The 15,362-nt window shown below is 36.9% G+C and carries 13 protein-coding genes; 3 read left to right on the top strand and 10 right to left on the bottom strand.

Going from position 1 to position 15,362, the window contains the following annotated elements:
- Positions 1–12: 12 nt before the first annotated feature.
- The 3 genes from H7J92_RS05190 to H7J92_RS05180 all read right to left on the bottom strand — a co-directional run bounded on the left by H7J92_RS05190 (position 13) and on the right by H7J92_RS05180 (position 2,104).
- Complete coding sequence (locus tag H7J92_RS05190) at positions 13–687, bottom strand: hypothetical protein (protein WP_221835744.1); 675 nt, start codon at positions 685–687, stop codon at positions 13–15.
- 129 nt (positions 688–816) lie between these two features.
- The gene (locus H7J92_RS05185) at positions 817–1,236 is read right to left on the bottom strand and encodes a DUF6678 family protein (protein WP_221835743.1); all 420 of its coding nucleotides are present in this window, start codon (positions 1,234–1,236) and stop codon (positions 817–819) included.
- A gap of 127 nt (positions 1,237–1,363) precedes the next feature.
- The gene (locus H7J92_RS05180; RefSeq protein ID WP_221835741.1) at positions 1,364–2,104 is read right to left on the bottom strand and encodes a YwqG family protein; all 741 of its coding nucleotides are present in this window, start codon (positions 2,102–2,104) and stop codon (positions 1,364–1,366) included.
- A 331-nt stretch (positions 2,105–2,435) separates the two neighbouring features.
- On the opposite strand from H7J92_RS05180, the gene H7J92_RS18035 reads away from it, so the two are divergent.
- Both H7J92_RS18035 and H7J92_RS05170 read left to right on the top strand, forming a co-directional pair.
- Positions 2,436–2,594, top strand: coding sequence for a DnaA N-terminal domain-containing protein (locus H7J92_RS18035; RefSeq protein ID WP_221835739.1), 159 nt, complete (start codon positions 2,436–2,438; stop codon positions 2,592–2,594).
- A gap of 67 nt (positions 2,595–2,661) precedes the next feature.
- Positions 2,662–2,838: a hypothetical protein gene (locus H7J92_RS05170; protein WP_221835737.1), complete on the top strand. Its 177-nt coding sequence runs from the start codon at positions 2,662–2,664 to the stop codon at positions 2,836–2,838.
- 322 nt (positions 2,839–3,160) lie between these two features.
- On the opposite strand, the gene H7J92_RS05165 is transcribed toward H7J92_RS05170, so the two are convergent.
- The 7 genes from H7J92_RS05165 to H7J92_RS05135 form a co-directional block, all read right to left on the bottom strand.
- Positions 3,161–4,324, bottom strand: coding sequence for an S-layer homology domain-containing protein (locus H7J92_RS05165; RefSeq protein ID WP_221835734.1), 1,164 nt, complete (start codon positions 4,322–4,324; stop codon positions 3,161–3,163).
- A 644-nt stretch (positions 4,325–4,968) separates the two neighbouring features.
- Complete coding sequence (locus H7J92_RS05160; RefSeq protein ID WP_221835732.1) at positions 4,969–6,447, bottom strand: purine-cytosine permease family protein; 1,479 nt, start codon at positions 6,445–6,447, stop codon at positions 4,969–4,971.
- Positions 6,448–7,284: 837 nt separating this feature from the next.
- Positions 7,285–7,434 carry a hypothetical protein gene (locus H7J92_RS05155; RefSeq protein WP_221835730.1) on the bottom strand — a complete coding sequence of 50 codons (150 nt, stop codon included), beginning with the start codon at positions 7,432–7,434 and terminating at the stop codon, positions 7,285–7,287.
- Positions 7,435–7,611: 177 nt separating this feature from the next.
- A complete protein-coding gene (locus H7J92_RS05150) occupies positions 7,612–8,535 on the bottom strand; it encodes a S66 peptidase family protein (protein WP_221835728.1) in 924 nt (307 codons plus the stop codon).
- A 631-nt stretch (positions 8,536–9,166) separates the two neighbouring features.
- A complete protein-coding gene (locus H7J92_RS05145) occupies positions 9,167–10,012 on the bottom strand; it encodes a hypothetical protein (protein WP_221835726.1) in 846 nt (281 codons plus the stop codon).
- A 232-nt stretch (positions 10,013–10,244) separates the two neighbouring features.
- Entirely contained in the window at positions 10,245–11,357 is a 1,113-nt protein-coding gene (locus H7J92_RS17935) for a UvrD-helicase domain-containing protein (protein ID WP_221835724.1), read from the bottom strand.
- Positions 11,339–12,949 carry an ATP-dependent nuclease gene (locus H7J92_RS05135; protein ID WP_221835722.1) on the bottom strand — a complete coding sequence of 537 codons (1,611 nt, stop codon included), beginning with the start codon at positions 12,947–12,949 and terminating at the stop codon, positions 11,339–11,341. Before H7J92_RS05135 ends, H7J92_RS17935 begins: the two co-directional genes overlap by 19 nt.
- Before the next feature lie 722 nt (positions 12,950–13,671).
- On the opposite strand from H7J92_RS05135, the gene H7J92_RS05130 reads away from it, so the two are divergent.
- Positions 13,672–15,342, top strand: a complete 1,671-nt coding sequence (locus H7J92_RS05130) for a hypothetical protein (RefSeq protein ID WP_221835720.1) — start codon at positions 13,672–13,674, stop codon at positions 15,340–15,342.
- Positions 15,343–15,362: the final 20 nt, after the last annotated feature.

Raw genomic sequence — 15,362 nt, 5'->3', positions numbered from 1 at the left:
TAACCTCCGTAATTATGAACCAATATACAGTTTATTTTCTGAGAAGACCGCTGAGTACCCACGTCTGTACAGCTCAAAATATGCTGCGAATGGATCACCATTCAATCTATAACGGTGCCACTGAAGATAATAGGAAATCCAGTAATCACAGGCAATCGAGTAATACGCCTCGTCCAAAACTTCAATCGGTTCATCATACTCCGTCTGTTCGCTGATGATATCAAAAATCGTCTCATATATTTCAGGATCGTATTGCTGACGAATTCCATCTATCGATCCAGGAGGTACAATTCTAACCTCTTCGATTCCAAGCAGGTAATCCACTGAACCTTCCACATCCATTTTCCCGGAACATTCCAACAATAAATCCTTTAAACCTTGAATAAACTGCCTGCCATAATCTACTAACACCTCATTGGGTACATTACCAGCTTTACTAGTGAAATATCCCGGCACTGCAGGCCCACTAAAAACATTCGGATCTAGCATTTCATAGATCTGTAATACCTTCTGCAAATACGCATGCCCATCTTCAAGAGGTTCAAAAGTAGCCTCTATGCCTTTTCCATCCGGCATATACATTTGGAAATACCCATAGAAACGGGCTTCCTCAATATCTGATTCATCGGAATCCACCTCTTCATCCATCAATTGAAGCAAATACCTTGCATAAGACTGTTTATCCATATGTACCTCTCCTCTATCGCTCGTCAGAATAAACCATTATAGATAGTCATCCAAATTAATCAGGTTCCATATTGGACTACAGCACTGATTCCGTTTCACTTTTTGCCTTAACCATTCCGAGAGGCTCCATCATGTTAGTATGCTTGTATCTGATATGTAACCGTAAATATAATATGTATCATGATCCAGTCGATAGGGAATTGATAATTCTTTTAAAATATTTACATAGTCATCTGTAATATCAATGATTTCTGGTGAAACTAGACGACCACGATGTTTCAAATATCTTGGCCGGACTCGAATCCACTCCACATTGTAAAATGGTACAATACCCTCTATCCAATCTCCCCAATACCAAACATCCTTTTCAAATTCTTCAGGATATACTAGATCATCTAACAAATACTTGCCTTGGTATGGTGTCGGAAATCGCAACGTATTGATAACTGCATCTTGGAGTTTTCGCCACTTTGTATCATTCATGAGAGAAATTAAATTTCTTTCAGCAATGGTCTCCATTACTCTCATTTTATTTTGATTTGGTATCATAGGGAAACCTCAATTCGATAAGTGATATGTTGACGTCATAGTTGTGAAAAATTCGTTTATAAAATACTCATACATTTCTTAGGACTTTTCTATAAGCTCCAGAACGGATCATCGTACTGGAATCTCACTAGCAACACTGCCAATCATACACTACTTTTGAAAAATCCCTATTTTTCAAAGCGTCCTTTGGAATAGAGAAAACACAGTTCCCAGAATCCCCAAACATAATGCCGCATTCCTCATCGATATCCAGTTGCAATAAAAGAAAATCGTCATCGTCAAAACCGATATAGTCATTCTGAACAAAGTAGGGATAACCGCCAACTCTGCTATCGCTACTATAGCAATCATCACTCAGTTTCTCATATTCTTCTTCTGATAGCTTCTTCATAAAAATTTCTCGAAATAGATCTAATGAGGAAGACATAGGCATCTCCCTTGATGTAAAATACATTTTGCCGCTGTGTGAAAAAGGAAGACTTTGGTTATATTCTTCATCTTCATAAGGATGTTTCTTTACTAACTGTCCTTCATTTTCTTCAAAATCTTCAATGTATTTTACTAGAATCGGTTCTTCCAAACCAAACATATCATCATTTGCAACAAAAAATTGCAGTAATCCCTTTTTCGGTAATTCATCCAGATCTCCAATATCCGCCAGATTGATTTGTGCTAAAAACAACATAGGCTTTCCAACTTGATCGGTTGGATAATCTTCACTGTTTTCCAAATAGGGACACCCACCTAATTTGCTATCCCAAGGTTTTGTTTCTTCACGTTTAAAAATTATCTCGTTACTATACCTAAAAGTGCCTTTAATTAGGTTTTCATGTTCTTTCAAAAGTTTTGGAATTTCGTATTTTATCAATGTGAATCCTCCATTCTAATAAGTGATTCTTTACTTAACCGATAGAGCTCATATTTTTGGAACACAAAAACAAAGCACCTCAATCCATTTAATAGTTCCCTCGCTTGTGTGAGGGCCATTTTTTCTCTCTTCAGGGCTTATTTCCATTCTTACAGTACCAAAAACCGTCGTCTTTGTGACACTATTTTCTGCCATTTATGTTCAATTCTAATTACATAATATATATACTAACTCATCGACAAATGATGTTAAAATGAAATGAGGAACTCATGATAACGGATACGAAAAAAACAGCTAAGAATGAGTGCAGTTTTTATAAAAACAAGATGATTTGAACATAAAGATTATAGCTCCTAACTCTTTCGCAAGCGACTGGATAGCCACTCACTACGCAGATCTTATTAAGGAAATATCCGCAGAATCTCTATCCTTTAACAGCGCTATTGGAACAGTCGAAGTTATAACCGCGAGCGATTATATAAAAAACTAAAATGAGCAGGGTCATCATATCACTCCTGCTTTTTTATAGGAACGGTTCCGAAACAGAAAGGGATAGAATGACCACTGATAAGAGTAAGGACAAAAGGTTGGACATGGACGCATTCAACTATATGATTGATAATTTCAGCGAAACATTGGGAGCTTTGACAAGTAAAACAGACATCTTTAAAGATGAAAATTTATGCGGGACAGAGGATGTCCCTCATCCTAGACATTCGAATAAGCAGAAATAACTTATCGCAACTTAAGCTGCCCTTGTAGCATCCAGGCTCTAAGTTAACAAAAATGACGTTAAAAATGCGATTGAATCCTAATACAACAAGCTCATTTAATCGAACCAATAATTAAAAGAGATAGGCATCCCCCATCTCTCCAGTTTTTCATATTTAGATTGATTCAGCGTAAGCGTAAAATATCTCATTCAAACAAAAAAGGAACTAGGTGTATTTCAACCTAATCCCTCTCGCTTATACTATCCTAATTTGAACATTTTCGTACTGTCAGACATCGTTTCTCCGTAATTAAGTTTGCTTGTAGACCCAGCACCCATTATACTTATTCAAAAAAATCAGCCGGTCCTAGTTCGATCGCCGATGTACCATAGAAAAAGCTGTCATCCATTTCAAACGCTGATAAACTGTACCGCACTTCTTCACCATTCGCAAAGCGGATCGTCGCGATATACTCACCCGGCTTTTCGATCATAATATACGTAAAATTATATTCTGTTTTTTCTATCTTTACGTTGTCCGAGATATTCTCTCCGTCTACCTTGGCGAGAGCTATATTTTGTACCGTTTTATATTTCGTATTGAGCGACGCCATTGTCGGCAGTGATTCATCCGTCTTTTCTAACGTCAAACGTAGTTCGCTGCCCTCTTTTTTCACATGGACATAATATTTTTGAATCTCCCATTCATTATCCGCTTTCCTTCCCGCAATGGCAATTCCACTTTTTCCCTCTTTAATTGGAAATAGTTGAACTTCATCTTGCGTGCCGTCTTTTTTCCCTTTGACTTCTACTGCTCGGAATACACCTGGATTTATTTCACCCGCGATAACCGATTCAATTGTATCCCATCCTAAATCGCCCGCTTTTACCGTCACGGCACTCTTCATCATTACCTGCTCCGTCGCCGCAAGCATTTTCGCAGCCTGCCCTCTCGTAATCGATGCGTTTGGGCTGAATGTTGTAGGGGACGTACCCGAAGTAATACCGAGCTTGTAAATAACAAGGACGTCATTCGTAATGCCGACTTCTCCTTTGAACGGATTTTTCACATCCGCACTACGAGGCAAATCAAATGCTTTTACAAGAATGGCTGCCATATTTTTACGCTTAATCGGCTCATTCGGTTTAAAACTGCCGTCCGGATAACCGCCGATAATTCCTTCCTCCGCCATTTTCACAATTGCTTTATAAAAACCATGCGATGCTGGTACATCTTTGAATTTCTGACCTTTTACATTCGATGTGTCCAGACCTATCATCTTCGCAATAATCGCCGCAGCTTGTCCCCGCGTAATCGAATTCCCCGGTTTGAACGTACCGTCCGGATAACCCCCTATGATATTACGCGCCGCCAGCTCATTCACCGCCTCCGCAAAATGCTTCGACGGCGGCACATCAGAAAACACTTGCTTACCGGCAGCAGCCCCTGACAATGGCAAACTGCACGCCAGTAAGAATGCACCAATTACTGCAAACAACTTCTTCATTTCGTTCATCCTTTCTAAACTATCCAATTCTCTAAGCAGCCTACAGACGGGAATTTACTAAAAAAGTTTCAAAATATGAGGAAATACTTCGGGCCCTCGCAATGTGGCTTCGGAAAAAGGACGCAACCGGTCGACGTTATCTTTCATCGATATGAGTCTATCTATTTTATTCATTAAACTCCCTTCCACAACGTTCACACTTTTCTTAAGAAAAAGAAGCCGTACTCACCATGGAGGACGACTTCAAGCCTGTGCAGATATTAAAGTTCAAGCCATGAGTAGGCCAGGCATTATAAAAGCCCGGAACATCGAGTCTCGCGACATTGGAGGAACCGTCAACAAATAAGTCAGCTCCCTTTATTAACAGTGCAAATCCTACAATTAATAAAATCCAGGTGAAGTTTCACACCATTAAAAAAACGCCATATACCTTGATATAACAAAGTTTATGACGTTCTCTGAAAATGTTTTGTGGACTTAGCGTGAGTCCAACCACCTTCTCTTAACAATGCTTTGATGTCAAAATTTACGAGTGGTTTTCTTACCCCTAACTAATCTTTGACTATGTTTGCTGTCAACCATCGGAGATAAGATGCTATTCTTTGTAAAAGATCTAGCATTAACGAACTCACACATACAGCAGATTAAATCCAATCCTCTTTCGGAACATCGTTTACTTCTCTCTTCGCATAATAGCGTCCTTTTGTCGTCATTCCAAGAATAATCGTCATAGCCGCTGCCAAAAGGGCTGCGAAAAATGCCGCAGTACTTTGAAGGAATGTGCCCATAAAACCGAGCGCTGCAATGGTACCAATAATCGTCGGAACAACTAGCGATACAACGCCGACTGGGTTCCACTTAAAAAGATTTTCTTGTCTGGATTCATAAAAACGTGGAGCGACTTTCAGCCCTTTTCTTAGCACAAGCGCATCTGTCACTAGTACGGCCGCCCAGCTCATGAGCGCAACGCCTTGGAATGTCATTGCCGTGTCAAGATGGTCAATGATCCCGCCCAACATGAGAATCATCGCAGTGACCCCCCCAACAACTACCCAGAAACGACGCCCCGGCGTAAAACCAAATGTGTTTTCAAAGAAGTTCGATAAGGATAACGAACTGCTGTAAATATTGGTAACATTAATTCGAACTTGTGTAAGCAGTGTAAACAGTACACCGCCAAGCCCTAATAGAATAACGATGTATACGCCCGGATTTGATTCGCCAAATGTAACTCCGAACCAAATGCCAAGACCGCCCATTACACCATAGCAGAAAATCTGCGGAATGAAACCGATTGCAATGGAACCAACTTTCAAATCTTTTGGTTTTAAAAAGCGCGCATAGTCCGATGCAATCAATGCAGTTAGCCCCATAATACCGTGCTGCATTCCGATACATAACAATAGTGCAGTGCCGCCGACTTTAACGCCTTCAGGCAAGAATGTCCATAAAGCCCCGTCAAATGGTGACGAATGGGTGAATGTCATAACGATCGCTGCAATTAAAAAGATAAAGAAGATCGGCAAGGACCATTTTTGTAGTTTGTCCAGTTGCTTAATGCCGAACCAGTTCAATGGGATAATCACCGATCCGAAGACTATGATTAACAGCCAAACAGGAATAGCAGGAAAATAAGCATGAACAGCAGCAACTAGAATCATACCCTCAAAGGCACAATACATAATAAAATTAGACGCGTAAATAAGTGAGGTTAATCCGGCTCCAACATAACCAAATCCTCCGCGGGATAATAAGTTAACATTCATACCGGATTTAGCAGACAAATAAACAATGAAGCTTCCTAGGATGCCTGCGACTACAATTGCGTACCCTGCTGAGATAAGGGCATTCACCGCTCCAAACTGTAGTGCCATAACGCTTCCCATCTGGAAATAGAAGATCGCAGTTGCGATGCCGAATGTGATGTTGGTGATACTTAACCAGCCCATTTGCCGTTCCTCGCGTGGAACCCGTTCAAATGAGTAATCACCTGTAGTTTCTTCTTGACGTGGATTTGTATCCTGTTGTAGGTCTTTTTCACGCACAGTTTTATCCTGACGTGGTTCTTTCTTCTGAAGATCTCTTTCTTGTAACTTGTGATCTGCAGTAATATCAGATCGCATTGTACCAAATCCTTTCCATATTCGATTGTAATTATTCTTTGTCGCGGTGCTTAAGTATTTAGGAGGGGGCTTCAAAATAAGTTGGGGAAAAGCAATTGCAGGCTAGGTAGACTTTTACATGCAGTTGATTGACCAAAGACAAAATAAAAAAGCAGTGAATTTCTCCGCTCTCTTTCAGCAGCGTTTTCCCTCACTCTTATCTCTATATTAACATAATCTGGTGGTAGGTTGGAGACTTCCCCACAAAGTCTATCCAAAGTCCTATATCGATAAAATCCGACATTATACTTCATTTTCAGGAGATAAAAAGTGATGCGAGAGCTTTTGCTATCGTATTTTCGCGGTTTATTGTCTGGTATGCCTAAACGGTCTTATTTCCACCTATTTAACACCGATAAATACTCTAGCAATTTGGCGATAATGAGCCTTTTTTATTGTACATATTTGTTGATAAATAAGTAGAGATTTGTTTGTTTTGCATTCTTTGATCGGTTAGAAATTTGGACGCTTTGACGGCTGAAATGAAACAGCCCGAAAAAGTATCGGGCTGCTTTCGTTTACTTTTATAATTCCCATGAAAAACGTTCCGGTGCGGGAAACAAATCTTGTGTTCTTTGAAGGCTTCTTTAGACTGTGGCCGATGCTGATCACATTTTCTTTGAGTACGTCAATCTATTTATTTCATCATTCAAAATAATTCGACCATAAAGAAGGAATATTGCACAAGAGATTCCTCTCATACAATATCCCTGATTCTCTTATAATACACCTATACTCTCATATAGAAACAGTGGCAACCGAAACAGCGTCAAAAGATACTGCTGCCTCAGCGTCATATTATTTACCTGTTTGTTTCTGATTTTTTTTCAAATACTCCGCACGTATTTTTTCAACCTGCTGCTTTTTATCAAATTGGGCAGGCTTGTTTTTTTCATGATACTTTGCTACAGCCGCCTGACCTTTGCTATCCAATTGATACTTCCCCATTTTTTCACCTACTATTCTTATCGTCCTTATAGACCATTTACAAATTTCTGAATTCTATTTTATTGAAGTAGACATCCTTACTTTACTAGTATACTCCCAATCCTTGCATACATCAGTAAAACCGGATAATTAATTGTATACCATGCCGATTCCCATCTCCACTGGCCTCATTTTCGACTACACCTTAACCACCGGCTCCATCACCGTCAACGTTCGATTCACCGTATCCATTTTTACACTGGCTCCAATAGGTACGGTGGCTTTATAACGGCCGTGTGCGGTTGCCAAGTTGGTCATTAAAGGTTTTCCAAGTGGAACCAGAAATTCATTGATCACATCCGCATAGCTTTTCCCGTAGGCTGGTTCACAGTTCGTACATTGTCCCATAATGATCCCCGCACAATCTTCAAACTTCCGTGCCATCGCTAAGTGGTTCAAATAACGATACACCGTATTGATCGGTTCATGTGTTTCTTCCAAAAGAAGGATTCTGCCTTCCGTATTGATTTCATAGGATGTGCCTAAGGTACCTACGAATGAAGTGAGATTTCCACCTACAATCGGCCCGGTGACATTTCCCGGAACTACTCCGATAAGTGGAACTCCAGGCGGGTTGGTAATTTGCCATGGCGCAGTGACAGTCGATGTCGCCGTAAAGAATTGATTGAAATTATACGAAGGGGTTTGTGGATTAAAGTCTAACAATAACAAACTTTGAAAACCGATGAGGTCAGCATATTCAAACAACACATTTAATAAAATCGTGATGTCACTGTACCCCGAAACAATTTTAGGATTTTGTTTAATGACGGTAAAATCAAGGAATGGTAAAATACTTTCCACCCCGACTCCACCCCGGGCAGGTAAAATCCACTTCACTTCCGGATTTGTAAACATCTTCATTAGATCCGAAGCCATTTGCCGGGGAGTTGCCGCAAGAAAGCCATAAGCAGAATAAACATGTTCTCCCACAACCACTTTAAATCCCATACTTTGTAACATCCGAATCCCTTCCGTAATGCGATTAGCCGCCAACGGACTTCCAAGCGTTACAATCCCTACAGTATCGCCCCTTTGTAATTGCTGCGGTTTCGTGGCCATGACCCAATAGCTCCTCTCCCCTTGTAAGTAATACACACAATTTATTCTCATGTATTAGCATATGTTTGGGGATTTGCTTTGGGACCTGGCAACGCGCGCACAAAAAATCCCCCAGCGATTCATACGGGGGGAGATCCATATACATCTATATGGAGACGGCGGGAGTCGAACCACGATCTCCTGAAAGTGCTTTAACGCCAGCGTTTGCGGGTGGTTATTTTCATTCTTGCAATTATTTGACTACGTTTTTGACTACGTTCAAGTAAATTACATTTTGCGGGGGCAATTTATTACTTTAATAAACCTAACATTTAACAACTCAAATTATGCAAAAGACTTTAGTCTAATGCTACATTTTTAACGTCTACCAAATTACATACCCCACATGTGAGGAGTGCTGACGGTAGATAAATAATGACACGTGCGTGTATTCACCCACATCCAGATCAAAACTTAATTCAAACAGACACTAATAACTAAACCTTTACATTAGTCTACAACACAGACACCCAAAAATTACGCCAACTCCAATCAACAACCTCAATATGGCTCAAGTCGATATAATTGATGTCTTTAGACAATATTTGAACCTTACGTTAGCGTGAACAAATCCATATGCATTTTAAAATATCTATCTTAGCATCTCCCATGTTATTTCTTCTTTTTTAATAAAATACTGTTCCGCCATTTTTTCATTATCGGCCAACCTTAAAACCGGATTATCATGGTCAAACATATTCTTATCTTTAGTTGTATATTCAAATAATCTGCATAACACTTTGTTCAGTAAATACCGTTGCTTTCCTTCCTTTGATAATTCCTCTGCATCATCAAAAAACACTTTATCAATTGGAACAAGATATTCATAACAGTAATATTTACTATTTTCAACGTAATCAGTTACTATATCTCGATTTCCCAGGAAATTTGATAAAACACCTATAAACTCAGGTGCGGAAAATAATGAACGTGCATAATCATTTCTGACTAGTAAATCCCTAAGCATAAAACCATTAAAGCAATAATCTACGCGATTAGAATTATGTCCCATACGCCATCTTAAATAAGGAACATGTTCTTTTGCTGCGTCATCTAGAGATATTAATTTCCCCTTATAGAATAATTCTAGATGCGTGGTATTGACTTGAAATGTTACCGCATGATTTTTCAAAAATACACTAACTGCACTTTCATTTGATAATAATTCAAATAAATTCTTTCCTTCAGCACAATCATTAGCAATGTTTAGCCTACGACCTAAATGAAAAAACAATATTTGTTCAATAGTTTGATTTAACACTTTGGAATCAATAAATTCATTTATAATAATATTAAACTTATCCATATCCATAGAATATTCTTTCACCGAGGCTTTTTTTGCTTCAAAAAATAGATTATCCAGTTCCTCAATAGTTATTTCTAAAGATTTACATATTGATTGTTGCATCGTTTCTTGAGCTCGTGTATCTATATACATATTAACTACCTACCAATTCTATAAGAGTTTCAGAACAACTTTTGATATTTGTTATTTTAGTAATACTTTCTTTAAATGCTTGATTCAATTTCACATCTCTGGGGCACTACAATTCTACATGGAATGTGCTTTTTCACAGTCAGCCCATATTGTTGCTGGCTTCTTGGCGTGACCTCACTGGGGCTTCAGGTCAATTACAACATTATGTTTTTTCTCATTGTATTACTCTGCATTATGACTTTTCAAAACACACCTTTTCCAAATCTTTAGGCTTAACAAAGTAAACTTTATTTGTTGCACGTGTTAAAGCAACATAAAGTTTATTAATTTGCGTGGATGAGTAACCTTCTATGGTAAAACTTGAATCCGTAATATTTTCAAATGCACTTGTTAAAACAATACAAGTGTTTTTATAAGTATCCCCCTTACAATATGACCAAGTATTAATATTCTCCCAACCGTATTTCTTTTTATTATTGTATACAAGTTTAACAACATCATTGGATTGAATCACATCCCGAATTCTATCAGATTCAGTCAACATTTCTATACTTCCCACTTCTGAGCTGCGTGAAGTAATATCAATTTCAAGCTTCTTATTAATAAATTCACAGACTTGCTTTGAAACTCTTCTCGACTTTTTCAATGTAGTCTCATCGACTTCAATTCTTTTTCCAAATAAGCTAACGTAATCTTCTTTCGTAATATCCTTCTTATTTCTTTGAAATGGGCTTGTCGCCGTAAAGTCTGTCTTCGATACAGAATGTTGATAAAAGTCACCTACAGCAAGTAATTTCAAAGACTTCTCTTTAACAAGTTCAACTAATAACTTGAAGTCACTTCCTATAAAATCTTGCAGCTCATCAATATAAATCATATCCCAAAAATTTGCTAATCTAGACTTAATTTTATTTTTAATTGCTTTTGATTGAAGGGAATATAATTTTACGAGATGATCGGCATAATACTTATCGCTACTCGTGAAGTAATGCCTAGAATTATCTTGTTTCTTATACCTCCAGTTAGGTTTTCCGTCCTTTCGCTGTGGCTCTGGATTAGTAATGATATCTATACCAGTGGATATCACACCAAGAGGCTGACCACCTACTTCCAATATAGGTTCAAACGGTTTTATTAACCACCTGTATACAAAACTTGTAAAGGTTAGAACTTCTGTTTTCTCAGGAATATAACCAAAACGGCACCTGATTTCCTTTTTTAAGTTTCCAACATTTTGGTTAGTATAAGTGATAACAATATTTCTTTTGTTTTCAATTAAATGATTCGCGATATAATATGTTTTCCCGGATCCTGCTGAGGCAAGTATTAGCTTTGAGTTAGCCACAATACACCCTCCTTTATATATTGGGGGAGCAATATCTTATCCTTGTATTCCTCATCTTCCGTGATACTCATTGCTGCCTCTGTTTTATTTTTCAACATATATGCAAGTGGTTGATCATAAGTTTCTTTTTCATAGATAGCTGTCGTTCCCGGCTTATGCTTAGATATAGTTTTCAAAGTCTCTTTGTTTCCTTTATACAAACATACTTCAAAGGTAAACATTTTTATATCCGAATCACAAACTAAATTTATAAGGTTAGTTGACTCTAAAAATTCTTGATTTAAGCTTTTAATCTTTTCTATTGTGTCTTGCTTTTTGTCATTATCTGTAATAACAAGTAAGTTATTTTTCACAACTTTTGATACTTCAATATAATGCATATATGTTAGACCTGCTCCAGATATCACCTCTATTCCTTCTTTATCCAAAGTAGTTTTAAGTGAGTTTTTAACTAAAGTAGGCAATAATATATATTCACTATGTCCTTCAACGATTATCACTTTTTTAGAAAGTATAAAGTTTAATATATTCATATTATCTGTTCTTTTAAAAAAGTTTGCTGTTTCTTCAGGGATATCCTTCAAAGTATGACATTGATTTTCATTAATCAACAATGTGTTTTGTAAATTCATCCTACTAACGATTAAAGGACTATGGGTCGTTAATATAATCTGAACACCGTCTTTTTTCTCCTGTATTTCTGATATTAACTTTCTCGTATTGAGATAGCTCAAATGATTTTCTGGCTCTTCCAATAGTATCAATTCACATACTCTATCTAATGCAATTTCAGTCTTAATAAGATTTTCACGTCCTTTCCCCATATTCTGTAGGGAAACCCCATTACTCTTCAAATCTATTAGCTGTTCAAAATAAGACTTTCTTTCGTCAAACCCTAAACTATGATCCCCTATGCGTAGTAGATGCTCATTTTCAATTAAAAATTGGTTTAAATTACTTTTCAAGTTGTGGGAGAGCTCATTGCGTTCTACGGTTTCAACTTTATTGTTGTAAACCCTTTTCGTATAAGAGTCGAATAGATTATTCTTTTGTACAGAATTATCTATTGTCAAATTTTTAATAGGGACTTTTCGACGGTTGTACTTACGACCTGCAAATGTTTCCCAATTTGCATTATAATAGTCCGTTGGAATAAAAATATTTTCCGAATCCACTTCAAAAGACATCTCTTCAAATAGCTGTTTGAAACTTTCATCAAATGAATATCTGAATCTAATACCATTTTTACTTTCATCTTTAGATGATGAATGGTATCCATTGAAATAACCCATCTTGATATCATTACTGTCATTAAAAAATACTTCTATCTCTATTTCCGGTAAATTTTCAAACACTGGATTCTTTTGAAATTTCCTTACATTTTCTATCGTAAAATATTGTTCAAAGATACCACTTCCATAATTAAATATAGTTTGATTTAGTACAATTTCTAAAGCCTCTAGAATTGTACTTTTCCCTGACTCATTTTCACCAATAATGACATTAATCTCCTCATTAAACTTCATAGAAAACTCCGCGAACCGCTTATACCCCTTAATTTTCAGTTCTTTTATGTATATATTCGAAGTCATTAGCTTATCTCCTATTCTTTTCAAAGTGAAGTGACTGACCTTCCTTATTTTGGAGCATATAAAATTTTCCTCCACAATTAGTATCTTCTTTATTTGATTTTATCAGAAATAATTTATTAACAATTTTCCTCACCATTCAAATAGATCCTTGCCTTCAATTTTACGTAGCGGTCTTTCAAATTCTTTATAAAACAAAGAATTTCCCTTCTGTTTATCTGCGTTAAACCTGTTTATTTAGGTACGAAAGTTTGCGTTTCAGTACGTCATTATCTGAAATAGCAACAAGTACATAGCCATTTTGCTTAAGTTGTTGGATAAACTCCCTTTCCAATTGTAATTTCGTTTTCATTTTCTTTGTCATTCAAAAAATCTCTACACAATGAAATATTTGAATATTACCAATTCTACACATTAAGTCTAACATATACATAGGTAATCCGTCTGATAATTAACAGGATTTATAAATTGACTGAGTATTAAATTCAATTTACAAACTCCCTATCAATGTATTTCCTATTATTAAATATGATAAATCCAAAAGGAAGAAGGGCGACACACACTTGTGTTGTCCTTCTTCCTTTTTTTGTTTCACATTTTAACGCTAATGATGTCATTCGTGGGGGTTTGACAAGGTAGAACGTTTAATTCCGATTAATTCACCGTTGCACTAATTAGAATGCCCTGTACCAAAAATACAGCATTCAAAAGGAGAAGTGGAATTAATGAACCCAGAATATAATTTGGAAAAGATTAATATTTTTTCGAAAGAAGTGGTAGCGAAGATTGCAAAAGACGTAATTACTTCATATGAGGTAAGAAATTTAAGTGTTCCGAAATTTGCCGAACAATGTGGTTTGAGTGAGGGCTATATTAGGCGTTGGTTGAATGGGACAAACTCTTCCAATCCCATGCTTAAGCATCTGCTAATTTTGCATCACAAAAATGTTATTAAACTTCCTTCGTACTTTAATCGAGAAGAAAGCAAAAACAAAGCCCTAAGTGTTCTATGTCAAAATGAAAATCCAACAGATCCTATTGACATAAACATATTCTTAATCAGGTTAGGAGAAGAAATTGATTCCAAAATGAAGAAAAAAGGTCTCGTAACAAGAAGCTTCAAAGCACCACTCAACATCACAACAGGAACTATTACCAAACTCATCAACTCTAGGTATGGAGAGGGGAGCAACGATATTCATTTGGAAACGTTTCTCAAAATGGTGCTGAGTCTGGAAATAAACGTCTCTTCTATTCTCGCAAAAGAATATAAACCTATTGAGGACAAAAGTGTTAATGGAGAGGATGACGCTATAAGAAAGCGTAAAAAAACAATAAACTCCAACCGGGAGGAAATCTTAAACATGATCCTATCATCAAAACCAGAAGTTCTGAAAATGTTCTATTCGAATGGTTTTCGTACAATCAATTGCGAAAGGCAATTAAACTTAGGTAATGGAAGCAGCAGGCGAATTGATATTTACGGAGTTGATGAAATTCATAATGTCGGGGTATACCTTGAAGCCCAAATCAATACAATGGATGACGAACATTTCCGACAAGTCAAGAGTATCGCTGACACTCTCAATGAAGGTGTTATAATTTGGGCTGCCTCTAAAGTCAATAGTCGGTATTACAAAGAATTAGAGGACCTGATTAGCGGCTCCAACAAAAGTATAAAAATACTATTTGTTGATTTCGACCAGAAGTTCTTAGATGAACTGAGTCGATTAGATAGTATGAGTGAAATGGAAGCGTACGAAGAAATTATGCAAACAACCTTTGTAAATCCTATTTTTACAGTAAGAAAAGAACTATCAACAATGGAAGATAGTTTTATCGGCTCTTTTGAAGAACATAATTCATATAGTAATGTTTTAATGAACAAGCTTATTCCAAAAATGAGAGAAGAACTTTGGGCATACAGCAGTATAAGGAGTGTCCAAATAAAAGAAGGTGATAATTCCATAAGATTATCAGTTGGTCTAAGAGAAATAGAAATACAACTTAATTTACGAACGGATAGAAGTATGGAATCATACATTCAGATCTGTTCACCTGATAAAAAAACAGCACTATCAGATTTCAGGAAAATTAAATTGAGGCTTCTTGATATTGAATTTGGTGCTCCAATCGTTGAAGTAAATGAAAGAAAATTGCTGATTGATTACGGAATTAACAATTTTCCCAAATCAACTTCTGATGAAAACATTGATGAATTCGTTAATATCATCCTCAAGGACATTGGAAAGCTACTTCATGCCTTTTCTGAGTACAGAACGAGTCTAAAAAAAAGCAATCATCTAACCGATGATTGCTTTTTCTTTCATTTCTTTGGCTCAAATACCATCTACCGGAAACTCCATCTAAGAAAATTTGGTACGGCTGTGTTTTAGTCTCAACGCAGAAAAAAAGC

It is taken from the genome of Sporosarcina aquimarina (genome assembly GCF_019748715.1).
Lineage (GTDB): Bacteria > Bacillota > Bacilli > Bacillales_A > Planococcaceae > Sporosarcina > Sporosarcina newyorkensis.
The sequence above is the reverse complement of the archived record's forward strand: the minus strand, read 5'-3'. Positions and strand labels throughout refer to the sequence as shown.

What these genes read in the sequence shown, in the direction of transcription:
- H7J92_RS05190 (WP_221835744.1), bottom strand. Translation starts at nt 687, where the DNA reads ATGGATAAACAGTCTTATGCAAGGTATTTGCTTCAATTGATGGATGAA.
- H7J92_RS05185 (WP_221835743.1), bottom strand. Translation starts at nt 1,236, where the DNA reads ATGATACCAAATCAAAATAAAATGAGAGTAATGGAGACCATTGCTGAA.
- H7J92_RS05170 (WP_221835737.1), top strand. Translation starts at nt 2,662, where the DNA reads ATGACCACTGATAAGAGTAAGGACAAAAGGTTGGACATGGACGCATTC.
- H7J92_RS05165 (WP_221835734.1), bottom strand. Translation starts at nt 4,324, where the DNA reads ATGAAGAAGTTGTTTGCAGTAATTGGTGCATTCTTACTGGCGTGCAGT.
- H7J92_RS05160 (WP_221835732.1), bottom strand. Translation starts at nt 6,447, where the DNA reads ATGCGATCTGATATTACTGCAGATCACAAGTTACAAGAAAGAGATCTT.
- H7J92_RS05155 (WP_221835730.1), bottom strand. Translation starts at nt 7,434, where the DNA reads ATGGGGAAGTATCAATTGGATAGCAAAGGTCAGGCGGCTGTAGCAAAG.
- H7J92_RS05150 (WP_221835728.1), bottom strand. Translation starts at nt 8,535, where the DNA reads ATGGCCACGAAACCGCAGCAATTACAAAGGGGCGATACTGTAGGGATT.
- H7J92_RS05145 (WP_221835726.1), bottom strand. Translation starts at nt 10,012, where the DNA reads ATGTATATAGATACACGAGCTCAAGAAACGATGCAACAATCAATATGT.
- H7J92_RS05135 (WP_221835722.1), bottom strand. Translation starts at nt 12,949, where the DNA reads ATGACTTCGAATATATACATAAAAGAACTGAAAATTAAGGGGTATAAG.
- H7J92_RS05130 (WP_221835720.1), top strand. Translation starts at nt 13,672, where the DNA reads ATGAACCCAGAATATAATTTGGAAAAGATTAATATTTTTTCGAAAGAA.